Raw genomic sequence first — 18,536 nt, 5'->3', positions numbered from 1 at the left:
ACTATGGTAGCTGATGTGGAAAAAGTTATCGATGAGATTAAGGGAATTTGTCGAATCGAAAGGAATTACCCGCTATCCCTGCTTACTTCATTCGGTATAGGGGGACCTGCGGATTTGGTCCTATTCCCCTCGAGCAAAGAACAATTAATAAAAGTTTTGCAAATATTGGCGGAAGCGGAAATCCCGGTTTATGTGCTCGGCAAAGGGACCAATGTTCTCGCGAGCGATGACGGTTTTTCGGGCGCTGTCGTGGTTATCGGTGAAGGATTGGACGGCATAGTTAAACTCGGGGGCGGTGTCTGGGTTTTTGAGGCGGGGCTGCCTTTATCCAGGGCTATATTTACCGTTGCTAAAGATGGATTCGGAGGTCTTGAGCCACTTGCTGGAATCCCAGGTTCCGTGGGAGGAGCCGTGGCGATGAATGCAGGGGCATACGGAGTGGAGATAGCTGACGAGCTGATGGAGTTGGAAATATGGGTGGGCAGCAGTAAAACAAAGGTGCTGAGGAAAGCCGACCTCGTGATAAACTACAGAGGGATTGGCATACCTTCTGGGTCGGTAATACTTTCTGCCAAGTTTGAACTTCCAAAAGTGGGCGCTAAGTATGCACTGGAAAGAATAAATTACTTTAAAACCCTTCGTGCCGAGAGCCAGCCGATCGACGCAAAGTGTGCTGGATGTATTTTCAGAAATCCTCCAGGGCTTCATGCCGGAAAGCTTATTGACGATGCAGGCTTGAAAGGAAAACAAATAGGCGGGGCCAAAATTTCCGAGAAACATGCGAACTTCATCGTTAATGTCGGCGGTGCAACCGCACGGGATGTTATGAGTCTTATTGAGCTAATTCGTGACGTTGTATACAAAAAGTTTGGAGTTAAACTCGAGCTGGAAATAAAAATTTTGGGGAATATATAATGCAAAATTTTGCTAAAATACTGCTTGCTATATCGCTTGTTGTGGGCATTTCGATGCTCTGGATTCTTGTTGTAAACCCGTTATTCAGGCTTAACAGGATAATAGTTACAGGTAATATAAGATTATCAAAAGATTATATATTACATACTATCGGTTTGACAACTGGCAGGAATCTTCTTCTGGTTAATGTTGAAAGAATAAAAAGAAAATTGATGAATATGAAGGAAATTGAGCTTGCGGATGTGTATATAAAATATCCTCATACTTTGTATATATCTGTAGTTGAGAAAAAGCCAGCTTATCTGTTAAATACAGGTAGATTTTGGGGATTAACGGAAAATGGCGAAGTGTTACCGATGGAAGGGTATAGCGGAATTATAGACCTTCCCATAATAACTCCTATAGAAGATTGCATTGTAGAACCATATACAATTGTGAACTGTAAATCCGCGAATTTAGCACTGAATTTTTTAAATTATATAGCAGAACATGAAAGCGGAATGTTGGACATAATCTCCGAGGTTATAGCGCCATATGAAGACGAGATAATCATTATATTGCGTGAAAGTGGAGTTAAAGTACTTGTCGGTGATGATTGGGATATATGGGATAAATTAAATGTGGTGCTCGACAATATTGGAAAAGATATACAAAAAGTTGATGAAATAGACTTCAGGTTTTCCGGACAGGCTGTGGTTAGATACAAGGAAAAATATATGGTAAGAAGTTGGGGGGAACAATGAGTGAGCATATTTTCGGAGTAATAGATATAGGCACGAGCAAAATAGGGGCTGCGATATTCGGCGCTTCGAGAAAGGGAATAAATATAAAATCTATATGTGCAAAAGAGACTGACGGAATTGTTCAGGGAGCGGTTATAGAGCCAGAGAAAACTGCTGCCACAATAAAAGTTGTAATGAGAAATGCGATAGAGATGGCCGATATTATGCCTGAAAAAGTATTTGGGATTCTTGGCGGAAGTGGTGTGAAATCATTCGTGTCCAAAGGAGTCAGAGTAAGAAAGGAAGGAAATCGCGCCAAAATGGTCGATGCTATATTTAAGGCTATAGGCTCATCTGAAATATTTTCAATGATGCCTGATGGGAAATTGATAGATTTCAAGTTCTTTGTTGAAAATGATTCGAAAGCGGATAATGACTTTTCAGAGCAAATTTATGAAGGTGATATAATTGCTTTTGCGGCTTCTATATCTTCTGTTGACAATGCTCAGGCTGCATTCAATATGGCAGGTGTATATGCGGATGAACTTATAGCGGGTCAGCTCGCTATTTCGGAGGGGGTTAGTTCAGAGGATAGGCACTGGGAAAATGCGATAATCATAGATATCGGTGCGGATGTAACGGATATTTTAGTTTATATAGACGGAAAGCTTGTTTTAACTGAAGCTCACCATCTTGCAGGAAATATTATAACGCAAGACCTCGTTTATATGTTAAGGCTATCAAAAGCCACAGCTGAAGGGCTTAAGAGGAACTTTGGGAATGCTCTTCCTGAGGAGATAATAGAACACGCATCAATTCTAATACCGACCACTGAGGATTGGGAAAGCGATACTGTTAATCTAAAGTTCGCCTCAAAAGTTATATCGGCGCGAGTGGAGGAGATATTTGAGCTGTGTAAGAAAATTATATTAACAAACAAGATAGAAATAAGTAAAAATGTTTTTACACAGGGTGTTATACTTACGGGTGGTGGCGCGTTGCTTCATGGTGTTGATGTTGTTGCGTCAAGGGTTTTTGGCCTGCCTGCACGATTGGCTGAGCCTCAAATAGAGATCAGAGCTCCCAAGGGCTTTAGAAGGCATCAATTCGCCACCCTCGTTGGTGGGATGCTTCTTGCGTATAAAAGGGAAATTCTTGGTATAGACTGCGATGAGAGCGACTCGCTTAATGCGAGTTTTTGGGAGTCGTTAAGGCAATGGATTTATGAGAGATTGTGAAAACAACACATTAAAAAGGAGGTAGTCATGCCGTTTGAGTTCGCGCCTGAGGAGTTGGTGACAAAGCCCGTAGCCCACCTGAAAGTTATAGGTGTGGGCGGTGGCGGTGGCAATGCCGTCACAAGGATGATCGAAGCAGGGCTTACCGATGTGGAGTTTATCGTAGTTAATACTGATTTGCAGGCTTTGCAGAGATGTCAGGCTCCTACAAAAATTCATATTGGAAGTAAACTAACCCGCGGTCTTGGAGCAGGCGGTGACCCCGAAATTGGGCGGAAAGCTGCTGAGGAGGACAAAGATTTGATACGAGAGCATCTTGAGGATACCGACATGCTTTTCATTACCGCAGGAATGGGTGGTGGGACAGGAACTGGCGCTGCACCAGTTATAGCCAAAATGGCGAAGGAACTTGGTATACTTACTGTAGCTATAGTGACCAAACCGTTTAAATTCGAGGCGAAAAACAGGCAGATAAACGCTGAAAAAGGCATCGAGGAGTTAAAGGGAGTAGTCGATACTCTTATAGTGATACCCAACGAGCGCCTTTTGACACTGGTTGATCGCGAGACGCCTATACTTAAGGCTTTTGCCATGGCGGACGAGGTTTTGTTCCACGCGACGCAGGGCATATCTGAACTTATAACAAAGCCAGGGCTTATAAATCTCGACTTCGCCGATGTTAGATCTGTTCTTCAGGGTATGGGTGGCGATGCACTTATAGGGACAGGTTTTGCCAGCGGAGAGAACAGAGCTATAGAGGCGGCCAAAAACGCTATTTCCAGCCCACTTCTTGAGAATGTCAGCATCACTGGTGCACGGGGAGTGTTGATAAACATAACAGGGGATGTGTCACTTAGTCTCGCTGAGGCTTCTGATGCAGCAAACCTTATTTCTGAGCAAGCTGGGCCAGATGCAAACATTATTTTCGGGGTCGTAGTGGATGAGAACATGGAGAACGAAGTAAGAATAACTGTTATAGCAGCGGGGTTCCAGCAAAGGCAGAGGCAACAGAAAGTTGTGCCCACGGTAACTGCAGCGCAAAGATTCACGAGAAGCATAGATTATGCGGAGACGCCAACAATTGCTGACGAGGTAGCGAGCAAAGTCAATGTCCCTCAGGAAACCTCACCTAAAAGAAGCCCAACCTTCGTGCCACCATCTGAGTTTGCAGAGAAAAAATCTGAGGAAACCGCTGAAAAGAAGGTAATTGAGAAAAAGGCTGAGGATATTTCGAAGCTATCCGTGCCCGGTCTTATGGACTTTTCTCCCGATGATTACGAGATACCTGCCATAATTCGCAAATCCGGCGCATAGCTCCCCCTTTGTTATAAATTCGTCATGGGCCCGAGGTTCTGCCTCGGGCTTTTTGTTTTCATTGAGCAAAAATATGTTGTTAATTTCATAAAATTTGGGTAAGCTAATATTGGTAAAGGTGTTTGAGAACGGAGGTAAAAAATGCGAATATTTTCCATTTTGGTTTTAGCTTCATTTTTCTTGTTGGCCTTCTCACAAGATATGAGCGGTTCTGTCGCATTTCCTGAAATTTACAACGATTTTACGATTAATCCGGGAGTAGCTGGAGTTATTGGCGCCAATTATCTTCATCTTTTACTAAACCATGAAACCGGCGAGAATCAATTTTCTATCTATGCTGGCGGTAAAGGTTACTTTCTTGGGGGAGGGTATTCGGATGAGGTTAAACACTTAATAAGTGGCATTGGTTTTGGCAGCAAAAGATTTGGGGTTGGATATTATTATAGGTGGATTTTCCGGGATAATAGGAAGGCTTATTCATGGAGATTGGGCTTTTTGGCTCGACCGTATAAGTGGTTTTCTCTTGGATTTTCCTATTCAAGAAATTGGGATGATAAAATAAGATTTGGGTTCGCTTTACGCCCAGCCACTGAGATAATAACCTTTTCGACTGATTTAGACTATAATGATAAACTTGATATAAAAAGCATGAGGTTAATTTTGAACCCCATTAAAGGATTATATTTATATGCAAACTGGAACACTGGAAATACATATGGTTTTGGTATTAGATTTGATATTTTGCATTTATCATTAATGACCTGCGGTAATAATGACAAGAATTCAAAAATATCGTTTACGACATTTTCGCGTCCACTTGAAAGTATATTATCACCGCGCATTAAAAGTTTAAAGGTAACCATTTCTGGAAAATACGATGAGGCACCGTTTTTGACCAAAAAGAGTTTTCCGAATTTTGTATATAATCTTACCAGTGTTATATTATCCGATAAAAGGCCTGATAGATTACTTATCAAATTAGATTCACCAGAATTAAGTTTTGCTCAGTATGAGGAACTAAGAGAATTGCTGCGGGAATATAGGCAAAATGGTGGAAAAGTTATTTTATATACTGATGGTTTGGCGAATGGGTCGATGTTTTTGGCATCAGTAGCTGATAGTTTAATCATGAATCCGATGGGATTCGTTAATTTCACTGGGATAGGTGTTGAAATGATCTATATGAAAAAGCTTTTGGACAAATTGGGCGTGAAAGCGGATTTCGTTCAAATCGGAAAATACAAGACTGCTGCTGAACAGTTTATGGCGGACACTATGTCAGAATATATGCGAGAAGAGTTAATGGATTTTCTATCAAAGCTTGATACACTGATAGTGTCCAAAGTAGCTGAGGGAAGGGGTAAAAGCGTTGATTTAGTTAGGCGATGGATTAACGATGCGCCCCAAACAGCCTCAGGAGCAAAGCAGGCTGGAATGGTTGATACATTGATGTATTGGGATGATTTTGAAAAAAAATATGGATGGAAAAAAGCTAAAAAATTAAGTTATATATTAAAATATAGAAATCCAATTTCGTATAGTTGGGCGGATAAAGCAAGAATCGCCATTGTAACTATTGATGGTGACATTATTCATGGCAAATCGAGACCTGGTGGCATATTCTTGTCAAAATCTGCTGGTGATGAGACAATATGCAAAATTATAAAATCTGCTTCCGATGATAAAAATGTAAAGGGTATAATTTTGAGAGTTAATTCCCCCGGCGGCTCAGCGTTCGCTTCAGAAATGATATGGCAAGCTATAAAACGAGCGAGAGAAAAGAAGCCTGTATGGGCATCCATGGGTTCCTTAGCCGGCAGTGGTGGATATTATATACCTTCTGCCGCATCAAAAATATACGCTGACAGATTAACATTAACTGGCTCAATAGGTGTCATAGGCGGAAAATTTTCCATCCGTGGATTGTTGGACAAAATAGGTCTTAATGTTAACAGCATATATCTTTCACCAAACGCTGATTTCTGGTCGTATAGCGATACTTTTGACATTTACCAGCGTGAAAGATTTAGGCAGAATCTCGAAGAAGTATACAGAATATTCAAAGAACGCGTTCTTTGGGGGCGTGGCAGATTGACACCTGATTCCCTTGAGAAATTGGCGCAAGGAAGAATATATAGCGGTGCAAAGGCCAAGGAAATAGGCCTTGTTGACGAGATAGGAGGCTTGCAAGTAGCAATAAGAGACATGGCAAAAAAACTTGAAATAGATAAAAAGTACAATTTGAAATTTTACAATCAGTATGAGAAGCCGAAATTGATAAAATATTTACGATATATAGGATTGGACGATGAATTGGTAGAAGATTTGTCTTTAATCTCTTCGCAAATAACAAACAGAAAGTTATTTGAGGAAAACATTTACTATTTAATGCCATATATTATAAAATTAAGATGACAAGAAAAAATTTAAAAATTGCTGTGATAGGCGCAACAGGACTTGTAGGACAAGTACTAATTAAAGAATTGGAGAAGGGTGGTTTTAATTTTGAGGTTGATGATATAATTCCTTATGCCTCGGGTTTGTCTGAAGGTAAATTCATAAATTTTAGAGGCGAGAGGATTGGCATTAATTCTTTAAAAAGCGAGAATATAGAAAATGTGGATATAGCTTTTTTCTGTGCTGATGAAGAGGTATCAAAACAATTTGCGAAAAAATTTATTGATAAAGGAGTTGTGGTTATAGACAACTCATCGGCATTTAGGCTCGATGCGGGAATTCCTCTTGTAGTTCCTGAGGTGAATGCTGATGATATAGGAGATGCAATGCTTATAGCAAACCCAAATTGCTCCACCATTCAGCTTGTGGTTGCGCTCTCACCACTTATGAGGTTTGGCATCAAAAGAGTATTTGTGACAACATATCAGGCGATATCGGGTGCTGGGAGGGATGCACTGTCAAGTTTTATAGAGGAATGGGAAGATATGTGGGATTGGATAGAAAATAAGTCGCTGGTTGAGCTGGTTTCAGAGCATCCATATGCTGATTTCGTGCCACCTGCACACTTTTCGAATGTGGTTCCGCAAATAGGCAATGTAGTCCAAGGTGATTTGTATAAGGAAGAATATAAAATTATTCACGAAACGAGGAAAATTCTTAATATGCCTGATTTGAATATACATGTTACGGCTGTTCGCGTGCCAGTTATAAATGCCCACAGTGAATCAGTATTTGTGGAGCTCGGAACCGAACCAAGTTTGGAGGATGTAAAAGATACTTTATCGCGCTCAGAGGGGATTGAAATTATCGAACCATATCCTACTCCAGTAGCCATAAGTGGAAAGAGAAAAGTTTATATAGGAAGAATTCGGCAAGAACTTGATGAACCAAATATATATCATTTATTTGTAGTAGCCGACAATTTGCGAAAAGGAGCAGCCACTAATGCTCTCCAAATAGCCGGGATAATCGCAGAAAGGTTTTGATTCGATATATTTTATACCGTTTCGGTTACCTCATCACCACTTTCAGCATCAAATATTCTATACTTGTTGGGCTCAACTGTTTCGTCCGCAAAAACTGTAAGGGAAAATCCATATTGGTCCTTAAAGTCGTTTAGTCTACCATTTGAAAGCAATTCCTCTGCCACCAATGGATGGACCAATATCAAAAGTTTCTTTCTCACCTTGCCCTTTGCCCTCATTAGCCAGCGTTCAATGTTTGCAACCATGGTGCTTGGCGAGTATATTCTTCCAACGCCTTCACAGGTAGGGCATATTTCTGTAAGTCTTGATATTATCGATTGTTGCACCCTTTCTCGTGTTAATATAAGCATACAAAATTCGTTCATAGGCAGAATTTTTTTGTGCGCTCGATCTCTTTTCATAGCAAGCTTGAAAGCTTTTTCCACCTTTGATATATTTTCAGGACTCTCCATGTCAATAAAATCTATAACTATCAATCCACCAAGATCGCGTAGACGAAGTTGGCGTGCTATTTCCTCTGCCGCCTCAAGGTTAACTTTAAGCAATGTATCCTCGTAATGCTTTTTTCCTACAAATTTTCCCGTGTTAACATCAATGGCAACAAGAGCCTCAGTCTGATCTATAACTATTTGTCCTCCACTGGGAAGTCTAACTTCGCGTTTCATCATGGCGTCTATCTGCGGCTCAATCCCGTAATGGTCGAATATAGGTTCCTTTCCCTTATACAATTCTATTCTGTCCACAAGTTCGGGTGCAACTTGCTTAACATATTTGACAACTTTTATATATTCATCTTTGGAGTCAATAATAAATTTTTCTATATCTGGTGAAAATTGATCCCTTATAAGTGCTGGTATCATCCCCGCATCTCGATATATAAGAGAACCAGGCGGCATGGCTATAGCTCGCTGTTTGACTTTTTCCCAAGCTGCCATAAGTTGCTCAAGGTCTTGTTTGAGAACTTCCGCCGATCTGCCTTTGGCAATAGTGCGAACTATAACTCCACAGTCGCGTGGTTTGAGCGCAGAAATGGCTCTTCTAAGTCTTGCGCGTTCGGCTCTGTCGTTGATGCGTCGTGAAATACCTATATGCTTTGCGCCAGGTATAAGAACTATATATCGTCCAGCGAGGGTTAATTGCGTCGTGCATCGTGGACCCTTGGTGCCTATAGGGTCGCGAACTATCTGAACCAGTATCTCTTGGCCTCGTTTCAATATGTTCTGAATTAAGGTCCCGTTTCGCTTTAGTGTGGGCTGAACAAATTCTTCGTTACCCTCCTCAGTTTCTGAGTCACTAAACGGGTTGAATCGCGAAATGTCGCTGACATGAAGGAATGCTCGTTTCGGAAGTCCTATTTCGACGAATGCAGCCTGCAAACCCGGAACAATATTTTCGACCACACCTTTATATATATTACCTACTATGCGTCGCTGGTCGGAGCGTTCCAGAAGAAGCTCGACCAATTTCCCATCCTCAAGTATCGCAACCCTTCTCTCGTGAAGCTGAACATTAACTACTATCCAGTTCATTGTAATCCTTTCAATGTGATTTTTCGTTCGTTTTCCGAAAGAAATTCAATATATATATATTTAGAATCAGGCGGAACTAACTCTGAAGGAAGTCTATCTGCCCATTCTACGGTTTTTATAGCATCCTCATCAAAAATATATTCTGCAATTTCGGAGGCAGTGGCTAAATCAAGATTATCAACTCTGTATAAATCAATGTGGTATATAGTATGCAAACCGTTATATATGTTGATAATAACAAATGACGGACTTTTAACCATCTTAATTCCCAAGCCTTCGCATATTCCTTTTATTATTGTGGTTTTGCCGCTTCCAAGCTCACCAAACAAAAGAATTGTGTCACCCGACTCAAGCTGTTTTGCTATATTCTTGCCAAGTTCTATCGTTTCGGAAGCACTTTTTGTTATAATTTTCATTTTGTTAATCCAAGAAAACTTCTAAGAGTGTCAAAAGCTATGAAGTCAGCTTTGTTTACTATAACAGCTTCAGGTGAACGGTAGCCACGGTCGCCTTCGTGCGAGTGTGTCGCTATTATGTGAGCAACTTCCTTAGGAAGACCAAGCTCAAGCGCTAAGGCTGCCCCGCTTATAGGATGACGAACAAATTTGCCAAAATCGCTTTTTTTGTATTCGCCTCCTTTGTATTCATATTCGAGAAGTTTTCCTACATCGTGAAGAATGGCGCCCGCAATAAGATAGTCCATGTTTATCTTTAGTTCAGGGTATTGCTTAATCATTGCTTTTGCGGATGCTATTGCTATATCAGTAACTGTTGCAGTGTGTTGCAGTAGTGTTACTGGGCAGTTGGGTATTAAAAGCGTGAATGGTATATTTAGTGCCTGTTCCTCGTCAAAGGAACTTCGTTTCAGTGCTTCCTCAAAGCATTTCTTAACTTTCTGGCGCAACTCTTGGTTCTCTATAAGCTCAATCTGCGGAATCTCATTCCAAATCCTTTCCATATTTCCCTCCTTGAACACGATTAAAAATAAGGTTTATTCGGGAAATCGCAAGGGCTCAAAAAATTTGTGGATGCCATTTTCCCTTGACAAAAAATACCATTTTGATAAATTCATTAAGCTTGATAACGGGGTCGTGGTGTAGCCTGGTAAACACGCCGGCCTGTCAAGCCGGAGAGCGCCAGTTCAAATCTGGTCGGCCCCGTTTTTCATTTTAACTATTCTGCCGCTTTTTGGTTTTCGTGATTCTCCGCAGTAGGTCGGTTATTACGACTCCGAGGTCGTAAATGTCCAGAACTCCGTCCATGTTTGGGTCTTCAAGGTCAAGTGTGCCCTGCGTTTCGTGAATTTTGTAAACGAGCTTCAGGAATTTAGATAGAACGAGCTTCGGTATTTTGTCGATGCCTTCTTTGCCGTACCATTCGAATACATCCTTGTCACGCTTGCTTGAATTGCACTTCTTACACGCCCAGACAATATTGTCGGTGGATTCGAGAAGAGCTTTTATCCTCGGGTCGACGCCAGCTCGCGATACAGGAATAATGTGGTCAAGTGTGAGGTTCTTTTGCGAGCCACAGTAAACGCAGACTTTGCCTTTCTCCCATTCCTTTTGATGATCACGAATTGTTGACGACCATTTCATCTGACCTGATTTAAGTTTCTTCCACCGCGAGACAACGAAACCGTAATTGTCCTTAAAACCCGCTGCTCGTGCTATAAGTTCAGCATAATACCAGTAGATAAGGTCACGAACTGTTTTAACATACTTTGGTGGTTTGAGCGACATCCCAACCCCCTATGCTAAATAACTAAACTAAGTCATTAAAAATTAACTCATTATGCTCGGGATTGTCCCCTCGTATATTTCCCGAAGCCTACCCACCTCGAAAACCCAGTCATTAATTTTAAGTAGTGGCTCATCTGTAGTAGCTCCAAGCACCTCACATTTTATTCCGAATTTTTCCGCAAATTTAAGTAATGCGCCGATGTTTTTCTCTTCAATTTCGACGATGAATCTCCCTTGAGTCTCGGAAAAAAGGAATATTTCTGGAGCCAAATTTTCAGGAATAGTTAGTTCCATACCTATACCGTCCGATTTTATTGCCATTTCCGCCAGTGCAACGCCAATTCCTCCATCTGAAACATCGTGAGCTGACAAAACTATGCCTTCATGGATTAGCATTAGCAAAAGCTCTATCGCATTTTTGTTCTCAGCTATTTTGGGCTTTGGTGCCTTTCCGAAATATCTTCCGAACATGATTTTTTGTAACTGGCTTCCGCCTATTTCTGCATCTGTTTTGCCTATAACCGCGATAACATGCCTGGGTGCCTTAAGGTTCATTGTGGTTATGTAGCTTTCGTCTTCAATTATGCCGACCATTCCTACTACTGGCGTTGGGAATACTGCTCCTTTTGGCGATTCATTGTAAAAGCTAACATTCCCACCTGTAACAGGTATTCCAAGCTCCCGACATGCGTCAGCAATCCCCGAGACTGCATTGGCGAATTGATACATTACCTCCGGCTTGGTTGGGTTGCCGAAATTAAGGCAGTCGGTTATTCCTATGGGTTTTGCGCCTGTTGCTGCTACATTCCTTGCTGCTTCAAGAACTGCTATAGCTCCGCCAGCGTATGGGTCGAGGTAGCTGTAGGCTCCATTGCCATCCATGGCTATAGAAAGGAACTGTCCCGTCTCCATAATGCGCATTACTGCTGCATCACCATCACCAGGAAGCATTACCGTTCTTATCCCTACCTGGTGGTCGTACTGACGGTAAACCCACTTTTTGGACGCAATGGTAGGCATACCAAGCAATTTTGGCAGCAAATCCCCGGCATCGATTTCGGGAAGTTCGGCTATTGGGTCCTGAGCTTGCAATGTTTCGAGCCAATCTGGTTTCTTTTGCGGGCGGTCGTAAATCGGCGCACCTTCGCCAGCAAGAAGCGCCCATGTAGGTATTTCCGCCGCAATCTCTCCACGCCAATAAACTCGTAATACAGGCTCTTCAATAACTCTTCCCACGACTGAATAATGAAGCCCCCATTTATCAAGTATCCTCTTTATCTCATCAAGCTTATTCTTCTCTGTTATGAGAAGCATTCTTTCCTGCGATTCGGAAAGCATTATTTCGTATGGAGTCATGCATTCTTCTCGCAGCGGAACTTTATCGAGGTCGAGTTCAATCCCTACTCCGCCTTTTGCTGCCATTTCCGCCGACGACGATGTTAAGCCTGCCGCGCCCATGTCCTGCATCCCCAGAACCAGACCTTTTTCAACGAGCTCCTGTGTAGCCTCTAAGAGAAGCTTCTCTGTGAATGGGTCGCCTATTTGAACTGCCGGTCTGTCTTCCTCGGATTTTTCGGTTAGCTCAACGGAGGCGAAAGATGCACCATGAATTCCGTCGCGACCAGTTGACGAACCGATATACACGACTGGATTGCCCGGTCCCGATGCTCTTGCTGATACTAAGTTCTTTATCCTTACAATTCCTACTGCCATAACATTAACCAGTGGATTACCGAGGTAACAATCGTCAAAATATATTTCACCACCCACAGTGGGCACGCCAAAACAGTTGCCGTAAAAAGCGATACCTCTTACCACTCCGTCGAAAAGGTGTTTTGCGATTGGGTCGCTAAGCTCGCCAAACCGTAGTGAATCAAAACTCGCTATAGGATACGCTCCCATACAGAATATGTCGCGAAGAATACCGCCAACTCCTGTAGCGGCTCCCTGGAATGGTTCTATGGCAGAGGGATGGTTGTGGCTTTCAACTTTGAATGCTACTGCCCACTCGTCGTTGAGTTTTAACACTCCCGCGTTTTCCTTACCTGGTTCAGCTAAAACTCTCTCACCTTCCTTGGGGAAACGCCGAAGGTGGATCAGTGAACTTTTGTAGCAACAATGCTCTGACCACATGACGGAGAATATTCCTACTTCTGTGTAGTTCGGTTCTCGGCCAAGAATCTTAACTATCCTATCGTATTCTTCGTCGGTAAGCCCAAGTTTCTTTGCCAGCTCTCGCATTGAGTCGTCCCGCATAAGTTCAATTCTCAATTAGCCTAAAATAATCGATAATGTCGCCCAAGCAACATTGAAAAGAGTTCTTGGCATGCACAATTTTTGTGCAAAGAAAGATGTAAAACCAAATCCTCGGATTGTTAAATTATTGAATGCCAAAGGAATACAAAATTGGCACACTAACTGTTTAGTATTAAGCGGAGGTGATAAAATGAAACACTCGAACAAAATAAAGTTTTTGATGCTTTTAAGTGTTATACTTGTTTTTGCGGTTGGGTGTGATGTTCCGCGATGGTATTGCCCGCCACCATGTGATGATTACGATTATGAGGACTATTGGGCGCCACCAGTCCCTCAGAATGTTCATTCTGTAACTGGCGATGGTAAAATATATATTTACTGGGACCCCGTTCGTGCCTGTGACCTCGCTGGTTATCGTGTTTGGCGCTCACGGACAGAACATGGCTATTACTACTTAATCGCCGAAACCCGCTCAGCAAATTATGTAGATTACGATGTAGTTAATGGACACACATATTACTATGCTATCTCCGCCTTTGATGAATGGGGTAACGAAAGTGAACTCTCCGACGAACTTGTGTTTGATACACCGCGACCAGAAGGGCATAGCTATCGCGCATATATTGTCGAAGAATTTCCTGATGATGCTGGATATGACTTTTCCGCCGAGTCTGTGGTGCCGTATGACTGCCCATGCGCTGACATTTTCTTTGGTTATGATGACTACGATGAAAGCTATTACATTCAAGCCTGCGATGAAAACACCGACATTCTAATTTACGGACCGACGGATGATTTAACAGATGTTGATTGGGCACCAGAGGATGGCTGGATAAGCGGTGCTAAGGTTAATATCTATGAAGGATATTCATACCTTGTGTGGACGAGAGACAATCACTTTGCTCACATAAGGATAAAATGTCTTTGCGGGGACTATGTGGTTTTCGACTGGGCATATCAAACGGATAGAGGTAATCCTGAGCTTTCGACCCCCGATGGAAATAAAGACAAAGTCGCTTTACCCAAAATCTTTCGCGAGCATAAAGTTAAAGTCTTTGGAAAAGAGTATAAGCAAGAGAACCTTTCATTTAATTAGGAGGTGATTTAAGATGAAAAAGATATTATACGCCACGCTTATCCTTGTTTTGGCGATTTCGTTCGCCGACAAAGCTAATGCGCAGTGTTGCTGTTGTTGGGATAACATACGAATTTCGTTTGGATTGAGGATAGATATCTGGGATTGTGACGATTATTTCGATTGTTGCTGCTGCGAGGAGATTATATACCTTCCATACGATTATTGGCCACCATGTTGCCGAAGGATAGTAAGGATTTATTTCAGCCCGTGCGGTTGGTATCGTTATGTATATTACCGCTACCCCTGCATTGGTTGCGAGCGAGTTTACATTGGTCATCGTTATTACTGGCGCAGAGCCGTGAGATTGCCGCATCGATATACATACACCGACATGGCACGGGAACTGGTTCGGAGGCACGGGCTTGGCGAAGTAACTACATATCGAACGACATCGCATCATGAGACCGTTACAAGGTCACGAACCACAACTATGACCTATAGAACAACGCGGGCGCGAGCGAATTCGTCTGGAACAACAGTATTGCGGAGAGAAACTGTAACCACAAAAACTTATCGAACACCGCACAAAAGAATGAAAGTTCGAAAATATCATGGAACCAAGCCGAAAACAAGACGGTCCAAACCGACATCGCGACGACGAATTTAAACAAATGTATTGACACGGCAATAAAACTGCTGAACATTAAGATGATGAGAAAAGTTTTGAACATAGCGATAGTTGCCCTCATATTAACAACGCCGTTGTTTTCTCAGAGGTTGCGGTCAGCCGGTGAGGACAGCCTGAAAAGCAGGGCGAAAGTAAAATCAACCCATAGCACTATTAAGAAGTCAAGCGGGGTATTTAGGGCAATAATCAAGGAAATAATCTCGAGCCCTGAATCAAAAGCGGAACTTGAAGAAGAAATAAAGGGAATTTTTGACTATTTCATTGACAACGATAGCAACGGAATTGACGATAGGCTTCAAAGCAAAAAATTGATAAAGTCTGGAGAAGGGGAGAGGAAGAAGTCCATCAGGAAGGCCAAGACTTATCCTACATCCAAGAGTAAAAAATCGGGAAAGACGAGCAAAAAGCGCGTGAAGAAAAGGGGACTGTAATTTTGTAAACCTTCCTCACCTCGGCGCCGCTTCAGGGTCGAAGCTTGAGAGAAAATCTTTCATAAATTCACCAAATCGGTTTTCTATTATTGCCTGTCTTATCTCGCGCATGAATTCCGAGAAAAAATACAGCGAATGATGGGTGGCGAGATATGGCGCGAGAAGTTCACCAGCCGAAAAAAGGTGTCTTATGTACGCTCGCGAGTAATTCCTACATGTGTAGCACTGACAATTGGGGTCGATAGGGCGGGGGTCATCCATGTAGTAAGATGCTTTAAGCGACATCTTACCTGCCCATGTATAAACTGAACCGTTCCTTGCGTTCCGGGTCGGTATCACGCAGTCGAACATATCCATACCCATAGCTACCGCTTGTATTATGTCCTCGGGTTTCCCCACACCCATGAGGTAACGAGGTTTATCTTTGGGCATCATGGGTTCGAGGATACTAACCATTTCGAACATTTCGTGTTTGGGCTCACCCACTGAAAGCCCACCTATAGCGTAGCCGTCGAAATCTATCGCAAGAATGTCCTCGGCAGACATTTTTCTTAGTTCCGGATAAACGCTGCCCTGAATTATTCCGAAAAGTGAAGGTGCTGTTTCGGGGTTTTTATCGTTATCGATAAGTCGCCGCCAATGTTCGTAACCTCTTTTTGCCCAGCGACTCGTTCGTTCAACTGCCTTTTTGGCATCGTCAAAATTTATCGGATAACTGGTGCATTGGTCAAATGACATCATTATGTCCGGTCTTAGCGCGAATTGAACTTCCACAGCTTTCTCAGGCGTGAAAAAGTGATAACCACCATTGTAAATCGATTGGAATCGCACTCCCTCATCGCTAATTTTCGTAAGCTCTGCCATAGAAAAAACTTGAAAGCCACCACTATCGGTGAGTATCGCTCGCTTCCAGCCAATGAATTCATGGAGACCTCCGAGACGAGCGATAAGCTCGTGACCCGGGCGAAGATAAAGGTGATATGTGTTGGAAAGTATTATCCGCACGCCAAAATCTATAAGGTCGCGCCACGGCATTGTTTTAACCGTGCCCTGTGTTCCTACAGGCATGAAAACGGGAGTAGGAACATCTCCATGAGGGGTTCTTATAACTCCTGCGCGGGCTTTTGTTTCTGAGTCAACTGCTATAACCTCGAATTCTATCATGATGTCTCCGCCATAGTGGATTCGATTGATTCCTCGAGTTTTTCTACTCCTGCTGCATCGAGAAGTAGTTTCTCAAATTTGTCAGCCGTCACATCCCACGAGTAATGGTTTCGTATCACATCTCTGGCTTTCTGCGATAAGCTCTGCATTAAATTTTCGTTGCTGAGAATCTCCTGGAACTTTTCCACGAAGTCGTTAAGGTCCTCGTGGTCGAATATCAGTGCAGCTCCCATAGTAGCTGAAACATTTTCGGGAATATCGCTTACCAAAAGTGCACATCCGCTGCCCATAGCTTGCAAAAGCGAAATAGATGTTCCCTCCACCTTTGATGCGTTTACGAACACCGCTGCGTTAAAATAAAGCTCATCCACATCAGCACCGTACAGAGGACCAGTGCAAATTATCCTGTCGTCATCCTTGGCTTCATCAAAGACTTTTCTTACATATTGAGGGTTGTATTTATTCCCGCCCACTATAACCATTTTGTAATCTGTTTTCACTCTTTTGAACGCCTTTGCGATAAGGTGTTGTCTCTTTTCAGGGGTTAGCCTGCCTACTGATAATGCGTATTTTTTTGGCGTTAGTCCGAGCCTTTCCAGTATTCCCGTCCTCGGTACGCTTTCCACAACATTGGCTCCTGAGGGGATGTAATGCGCATGATAACCGTACTTTTCCGCGTAATGCTTCTGGGCAGGGATAGCATCCACGACTATGTGTTTAGCAGCGTGAATCGCTATAGCCTCGCTTCGCTTCAGAAACCACCGCCCGAAAGGACCGTATTTCTCCCGCTTCCAATCGAGACCGTCAACAAAAAGAACAGTTTTCTTGCCAAATAGCTTAAGAAGCCAGAATATGAGCGCGTTGCCGACATTAAAGCCGAATATAACATCGAACTTTTTCCCGATAATACTTATGGCGCTAATAAATGTGTGACTCGGTGTTGAAAGATGGGGTAATTCCAATGATGGGAGGTATTTAAGTTTTATTCCGTGGTATTCGTTTGGTTTTCCTTTTGCTCGTCCGCGGCAATATGCCGTTACACTGTGCCCCCGCTGAACAAGCTTTAACGCCACATTTTCAGCAGTAACCTCGAATCCGCCGTATCGTGCTGGTATGCCACGGATTCCTATTATGGCTATGTTTAGCCTTTTGCTCACAGCTTCATAAGCCTTTTTATGTAGTCTCCGAGCGCGTCTTTCCAGTGTCTCGGTTTTATCCCAAGCTCTTCCAATCGTATACTTTTTATGGCTTCCATTCTTGGTCGTTTTGCCTTGGTGGGGAATTTTTCTGCGCCAACAGGTTGTATCTCCACATTCGCGCGGAGAAATTCTTTAATCGCTACTGCCATGTCAAACCGCGATGCCGGTTCGCCCGAATTAGCCACATGAAACAATCCATAGGCATTATATTCGATGAATTTTACTATTAATTCCCCGACATCAACCGAGTAGTTGGGTGACCCCCAGATATTGGCTACAGCTTCAATTTTATCGGCTTTTTTCATTAGGTTGAATATTTTTCCCACGAACTTTTTGTCCTTCTCACCACCGCCGAAAAGCCAGCCAACCCTTAGTATAAGCCATTTACCTTCATTTTTTGCCGAGACTGCAAGCTCGCCAAGATACTTGCTAAGAGCGTAAATATTTATTGGTGCAGGCATATCGTCCTCTGTGTAATGGGTCCGTTTGTTGCCTGAAAAGACGCCACTCGTTGATATGTAAGCGATTCTGCAGCCTGCCATTTCGCAAGCATCGACTATATTTTTTGTGCCTAAGGCATTAACGCTAATCGTTTCCTCTACATGGTCTTCGCACCAGTCAAGGTCGGTCAGCGCGGCAAGATGTATAACCCAGTCGAATCCACCATTTCTAATAGTTTCGATTACATTTTCTCTATTTGTGACATCGAGTTCAGACCTTGTTGGCACAACGGTTTCGAATTTTTCCGAAAGTATTGGCACCACATCGGCGCCGAGCATGCCATTCCCGCCCGTTATGAGAATTTTTACTCTCATAG

The 18,536-nt window shown here is 42.8% G+C and carries 17 protein-coding genes and 1 tRNA gene; 10 read left to right on the top strand and 8 right to left on the bottom strand.

Going from position 1 to position 18,536, the window contains the following annotated elements; translation table 11 throughout:
• Window positions 1–3: 3 nt before the first annotated feature.
• From murB to J7J62_01150, 6 genes are all read left to right on the top strand, one after another.
• Window positions 4–915 (top strand): UDP-N-acetylmuramate dehydrogenase, encoded by a 912-nt coding sequence (gene murB, locus J7J62_01175; protein MCD6123770.1) that lies wholly within the window; start codon window positions 4–6, stop codon window positions 913–915.
• Window positions 915–1,658 carry an FtsQ-type POTRA domain-containing protein gene (locus J7J62_01170; protein ID MCD6123769.1) on the top strand — a complete coding sequence of 248 codons (744 nt, stop codon included), beginning with the start codon at window positions 915–917 and terminating at the stop codon, window positions 1,656–1,658. Before murB ends, J7J62_01170 begins: the two co-directional genes overlap by 1 nt.
• On the top strand, window positions 1,655–2,875 hold the full coding sequence (locus J7J62_01165) for a rod shape-determining protein (protein ID MCD6123768.1): 1,221 nt from the start codon (window positions 1,655–1,657) through the stop codon (window positions 2,873–2,875). Before J7J62_01170 ends, J7J62_01165 begins: the two co-directional genes overlap by 4 nt.
• Window positions 2,876–2,902: 27 nt before the next feature.
• Entirely contained in the window at window positions 2,903–4,189 is a 1,287-nt protein-coding gene (ftsZ, locus tag J7J62_01160; GenBank protein MCD6123767.1) for a cell division protein FtsZ, read from the top strand.
• A gap of 201 nt (window positions 4,190–4,390) precedes the next feature.
• Window positions 4,391–6,604: a signal peptide peptidase SppA gene (sppA, locus tag J7J62_01155; protein MCD6123766.1), complete on the top strand. Its 2,214-nt coding sequence runs from the start codon at window positions 4,391–4,393 to the stop codon at window positions 6,602–6,604.
• Window positions 6,601–7,632, top strand: a complete 1,032-nt coding sequence (locus J7J62_01150; protein MCD6123765.1) for an aspartate-semialdehyde dehydrogenase — start codon at window positions 6,601–6,603, stop codon at window positions 7,630–7,632. The genes sppA and J7J62_01150 overlap by 4 nt, the downstream gene beginning before the upstream one ends.
• Before the next feature lie 11 nt (window positions 7,633–7,643).
• Here the strand turns inward: J7J62_01150 and J7J62_01145 are convergent, their stop codons facing one another.
• The 3 genes from J7J62_01145 to J7J62_01135 are packed head-to-tail and all read right to left on the bottom strand — an operon-like array spanning window position 7,644 to window position 10,119.
• Window positions 7,644–9,161: an Rne/Rng family ribonuclease gene (locus J7J62_01145; protein ID MCD6123764.1), complete on the bottom strand. Its 1,518-nt coding sequence runs from the start codon at window positions 9,159–9,161 to the stop codon at window positions 7,644–7,646.
• Complete coding sequence (gene tsaE / locus J7J62_01140) at window positions 9,158–9,577, bottom strand: tRNA (adenosine(37)-N6)-threonylcarbamoyltransferase complex ATPase subunit type 1 TsaE (protein ID MCD6123763.1); 420 nt, start codon at window positions 9,575–9,577, stop codon at window positions 9,158–9,160. The genes J7J62_01145 and tsaE overlap by 4 nt, the downstream gene beginning before the upstream one ends.
• A complete protein-coding gene (locus J7J62_01135) occupies window positions 9,574–10,119 on the bottom strand; it encodes an HDIG domain-containing protein (protein ID MCD6123762.1) in 546 nt (181 codons plus the stop codon). Before J7J62_01135 ends, tsaE begins: the two co-directional genes overlap by 4 nt.
• Window positions 10,120–10,246: 127 nt before the next feature.
• Between J7J62_01135 and J7J62_01130 the strand changes: the two genes are divergently transcribed.
• Window positions 10,247–10,321 (top strand) — tRNA-Asp (locus J7J62_01130).
• A 9-nt stretch (window positions 10,322–10,330) separates the two neighbouring features.
• Here J7J62_01130 and J7J62_01125 read toward each other — a convergent pair.
• Together J7J62_01125 and purL are read right to left on the bottom strand one after the other, a co-directional pair.
• On the bottom strand, window positions 10,331–10,903 hold the full coding sequence (locus J7J62_01125; GenBank protein MCD6123761.1) for an HNH endonuclease: 573 nt from the start codon (window positions 10,901–10,903) through the stop codon (window positions 10,331–10,333).
• Window positions 10,904–10,945: 42 nt separating this feature from the next.
• Window positions 10,946–13,159, bottom strand: coding sequence for a phosphoribosylformylglycinamidine synthase subunit PurL (gene purL / locus J7J62_01120; GenBank protein MCD6123760.1), 2,214 nt, complete (start codon window positions 13,157–13,159; stop codon window positions 10,946–10,948).
• Between the two features lie 190 nt (window positions 13,160–13,349).
• Here purL and J7J62_01115 point away from each other — a divergent pair, with 190 nt between their 5' ends.
• Genes J7J62_01115 through J7J62_01105 form a run of 3 tightly spaced genes read left to right on the top strand, consistent with a single transcriptional unit; the run spans window position 13,350 to window position 15,356 of the window.
• Window positions 13,350–14,255, top strand: coding sequence for a hypothetical protein (locus tag J7J62_01115; protein ID MCD6123759.1), 906 nt, complete (start codon window positions 13,350–13,352; stop codon window positions 14,253–14,255).
• Window positions 14,256–14,268: 13 nt separating this feature from the next.
• The gene (locus J7J62_01110; GenBank protein MCD6123758.1) at window positions 14,269–14,904 is read left to right on the top strand and encodes a hypothetical protein; all 636 of its coding nucleotides are present in this window, start codon (window positions 14,269–14,271) and stop codon (window positions 14,902–14,904) included.
• 44 nt (window positions 14,905–14,948) lie between these two features.
• Window positions 14,949–15,356 carry a hypothetical protein gene (locus J7J62_01105; GenBank protein MCD6123757.1) on the top strand — a complete coding sequence of 136 codons (408 nt, stop codon included), beginning with the start codon at window positions 14,949–14,951 and terminating at the stop codon, window positions 15,354–15,356.
• A gap of 15 nt (window positions 15,357–15,371) precedes the next feature.
• On the opposite strand, the gene tgt is transcribed toward J7J62_01105, so the two are convergent.
• The 3 genes from tgt to rfbD are packed head-to-tail and all read right to left on the bottom strand — an operon-like array spanning window position 15,372 to window position 18,534.
• On the bottom strand, window positions 15,372–16,520 hold the full coding sequence (gene tgt, locus J7J62_01100) for a tRNA guanosine(34) transglycosylase Tgt (protein MCD6123756.1): 1,149 nt from the start codon (window positions 16,518–16,520) through the stop codon (window positions 15,372–15,374).
• Window positions 16,517–17,677 carry a glycosyltransferase family 4 protein gene (locus J7J62_01095; protein MCD6123755.1) on the bottom strand — a complete coding sequence of 387 codons (1,161 nt, stop codon included), beginning with the start codon at window positions 17,675–17,677 and terminating at the stop codon, window positions 16,517–16,519. The genes tgt and J7J62_01095 overlap by 4 nt, the downstream gene beginning before the upstream one ends.
• Complete coding sequence (gene rfbD / locus J7J62_01090; protein MCD6123754.1) at window positions 17,674–18,534, bottom strand: dTDP-4-dehydrorhamnose reductase; 861 nt, start codon at window positions 18,532–18,534, stop codon at window positions 17,674–17,676. Before rfbD ends, J7J62_01095 begins: the two co-directional genes overlap by 4 nt.
• Window positions 18,535–18,536: the final 2 nt, after the last annotated feature.

The sequence above is a fragment of the bacterium genome (genome assembly GCA_021159335.1).
GTDB lineage: Bacteria > UBP14 > UBA6098 > B30-G16 > B30-G16 > JAGGRZ01.
The sequence above is the reverse complement of the archived record's forward strand: the minus strand, read 5'-3'. Positions and strand labels throughout refer to the sequence as shown.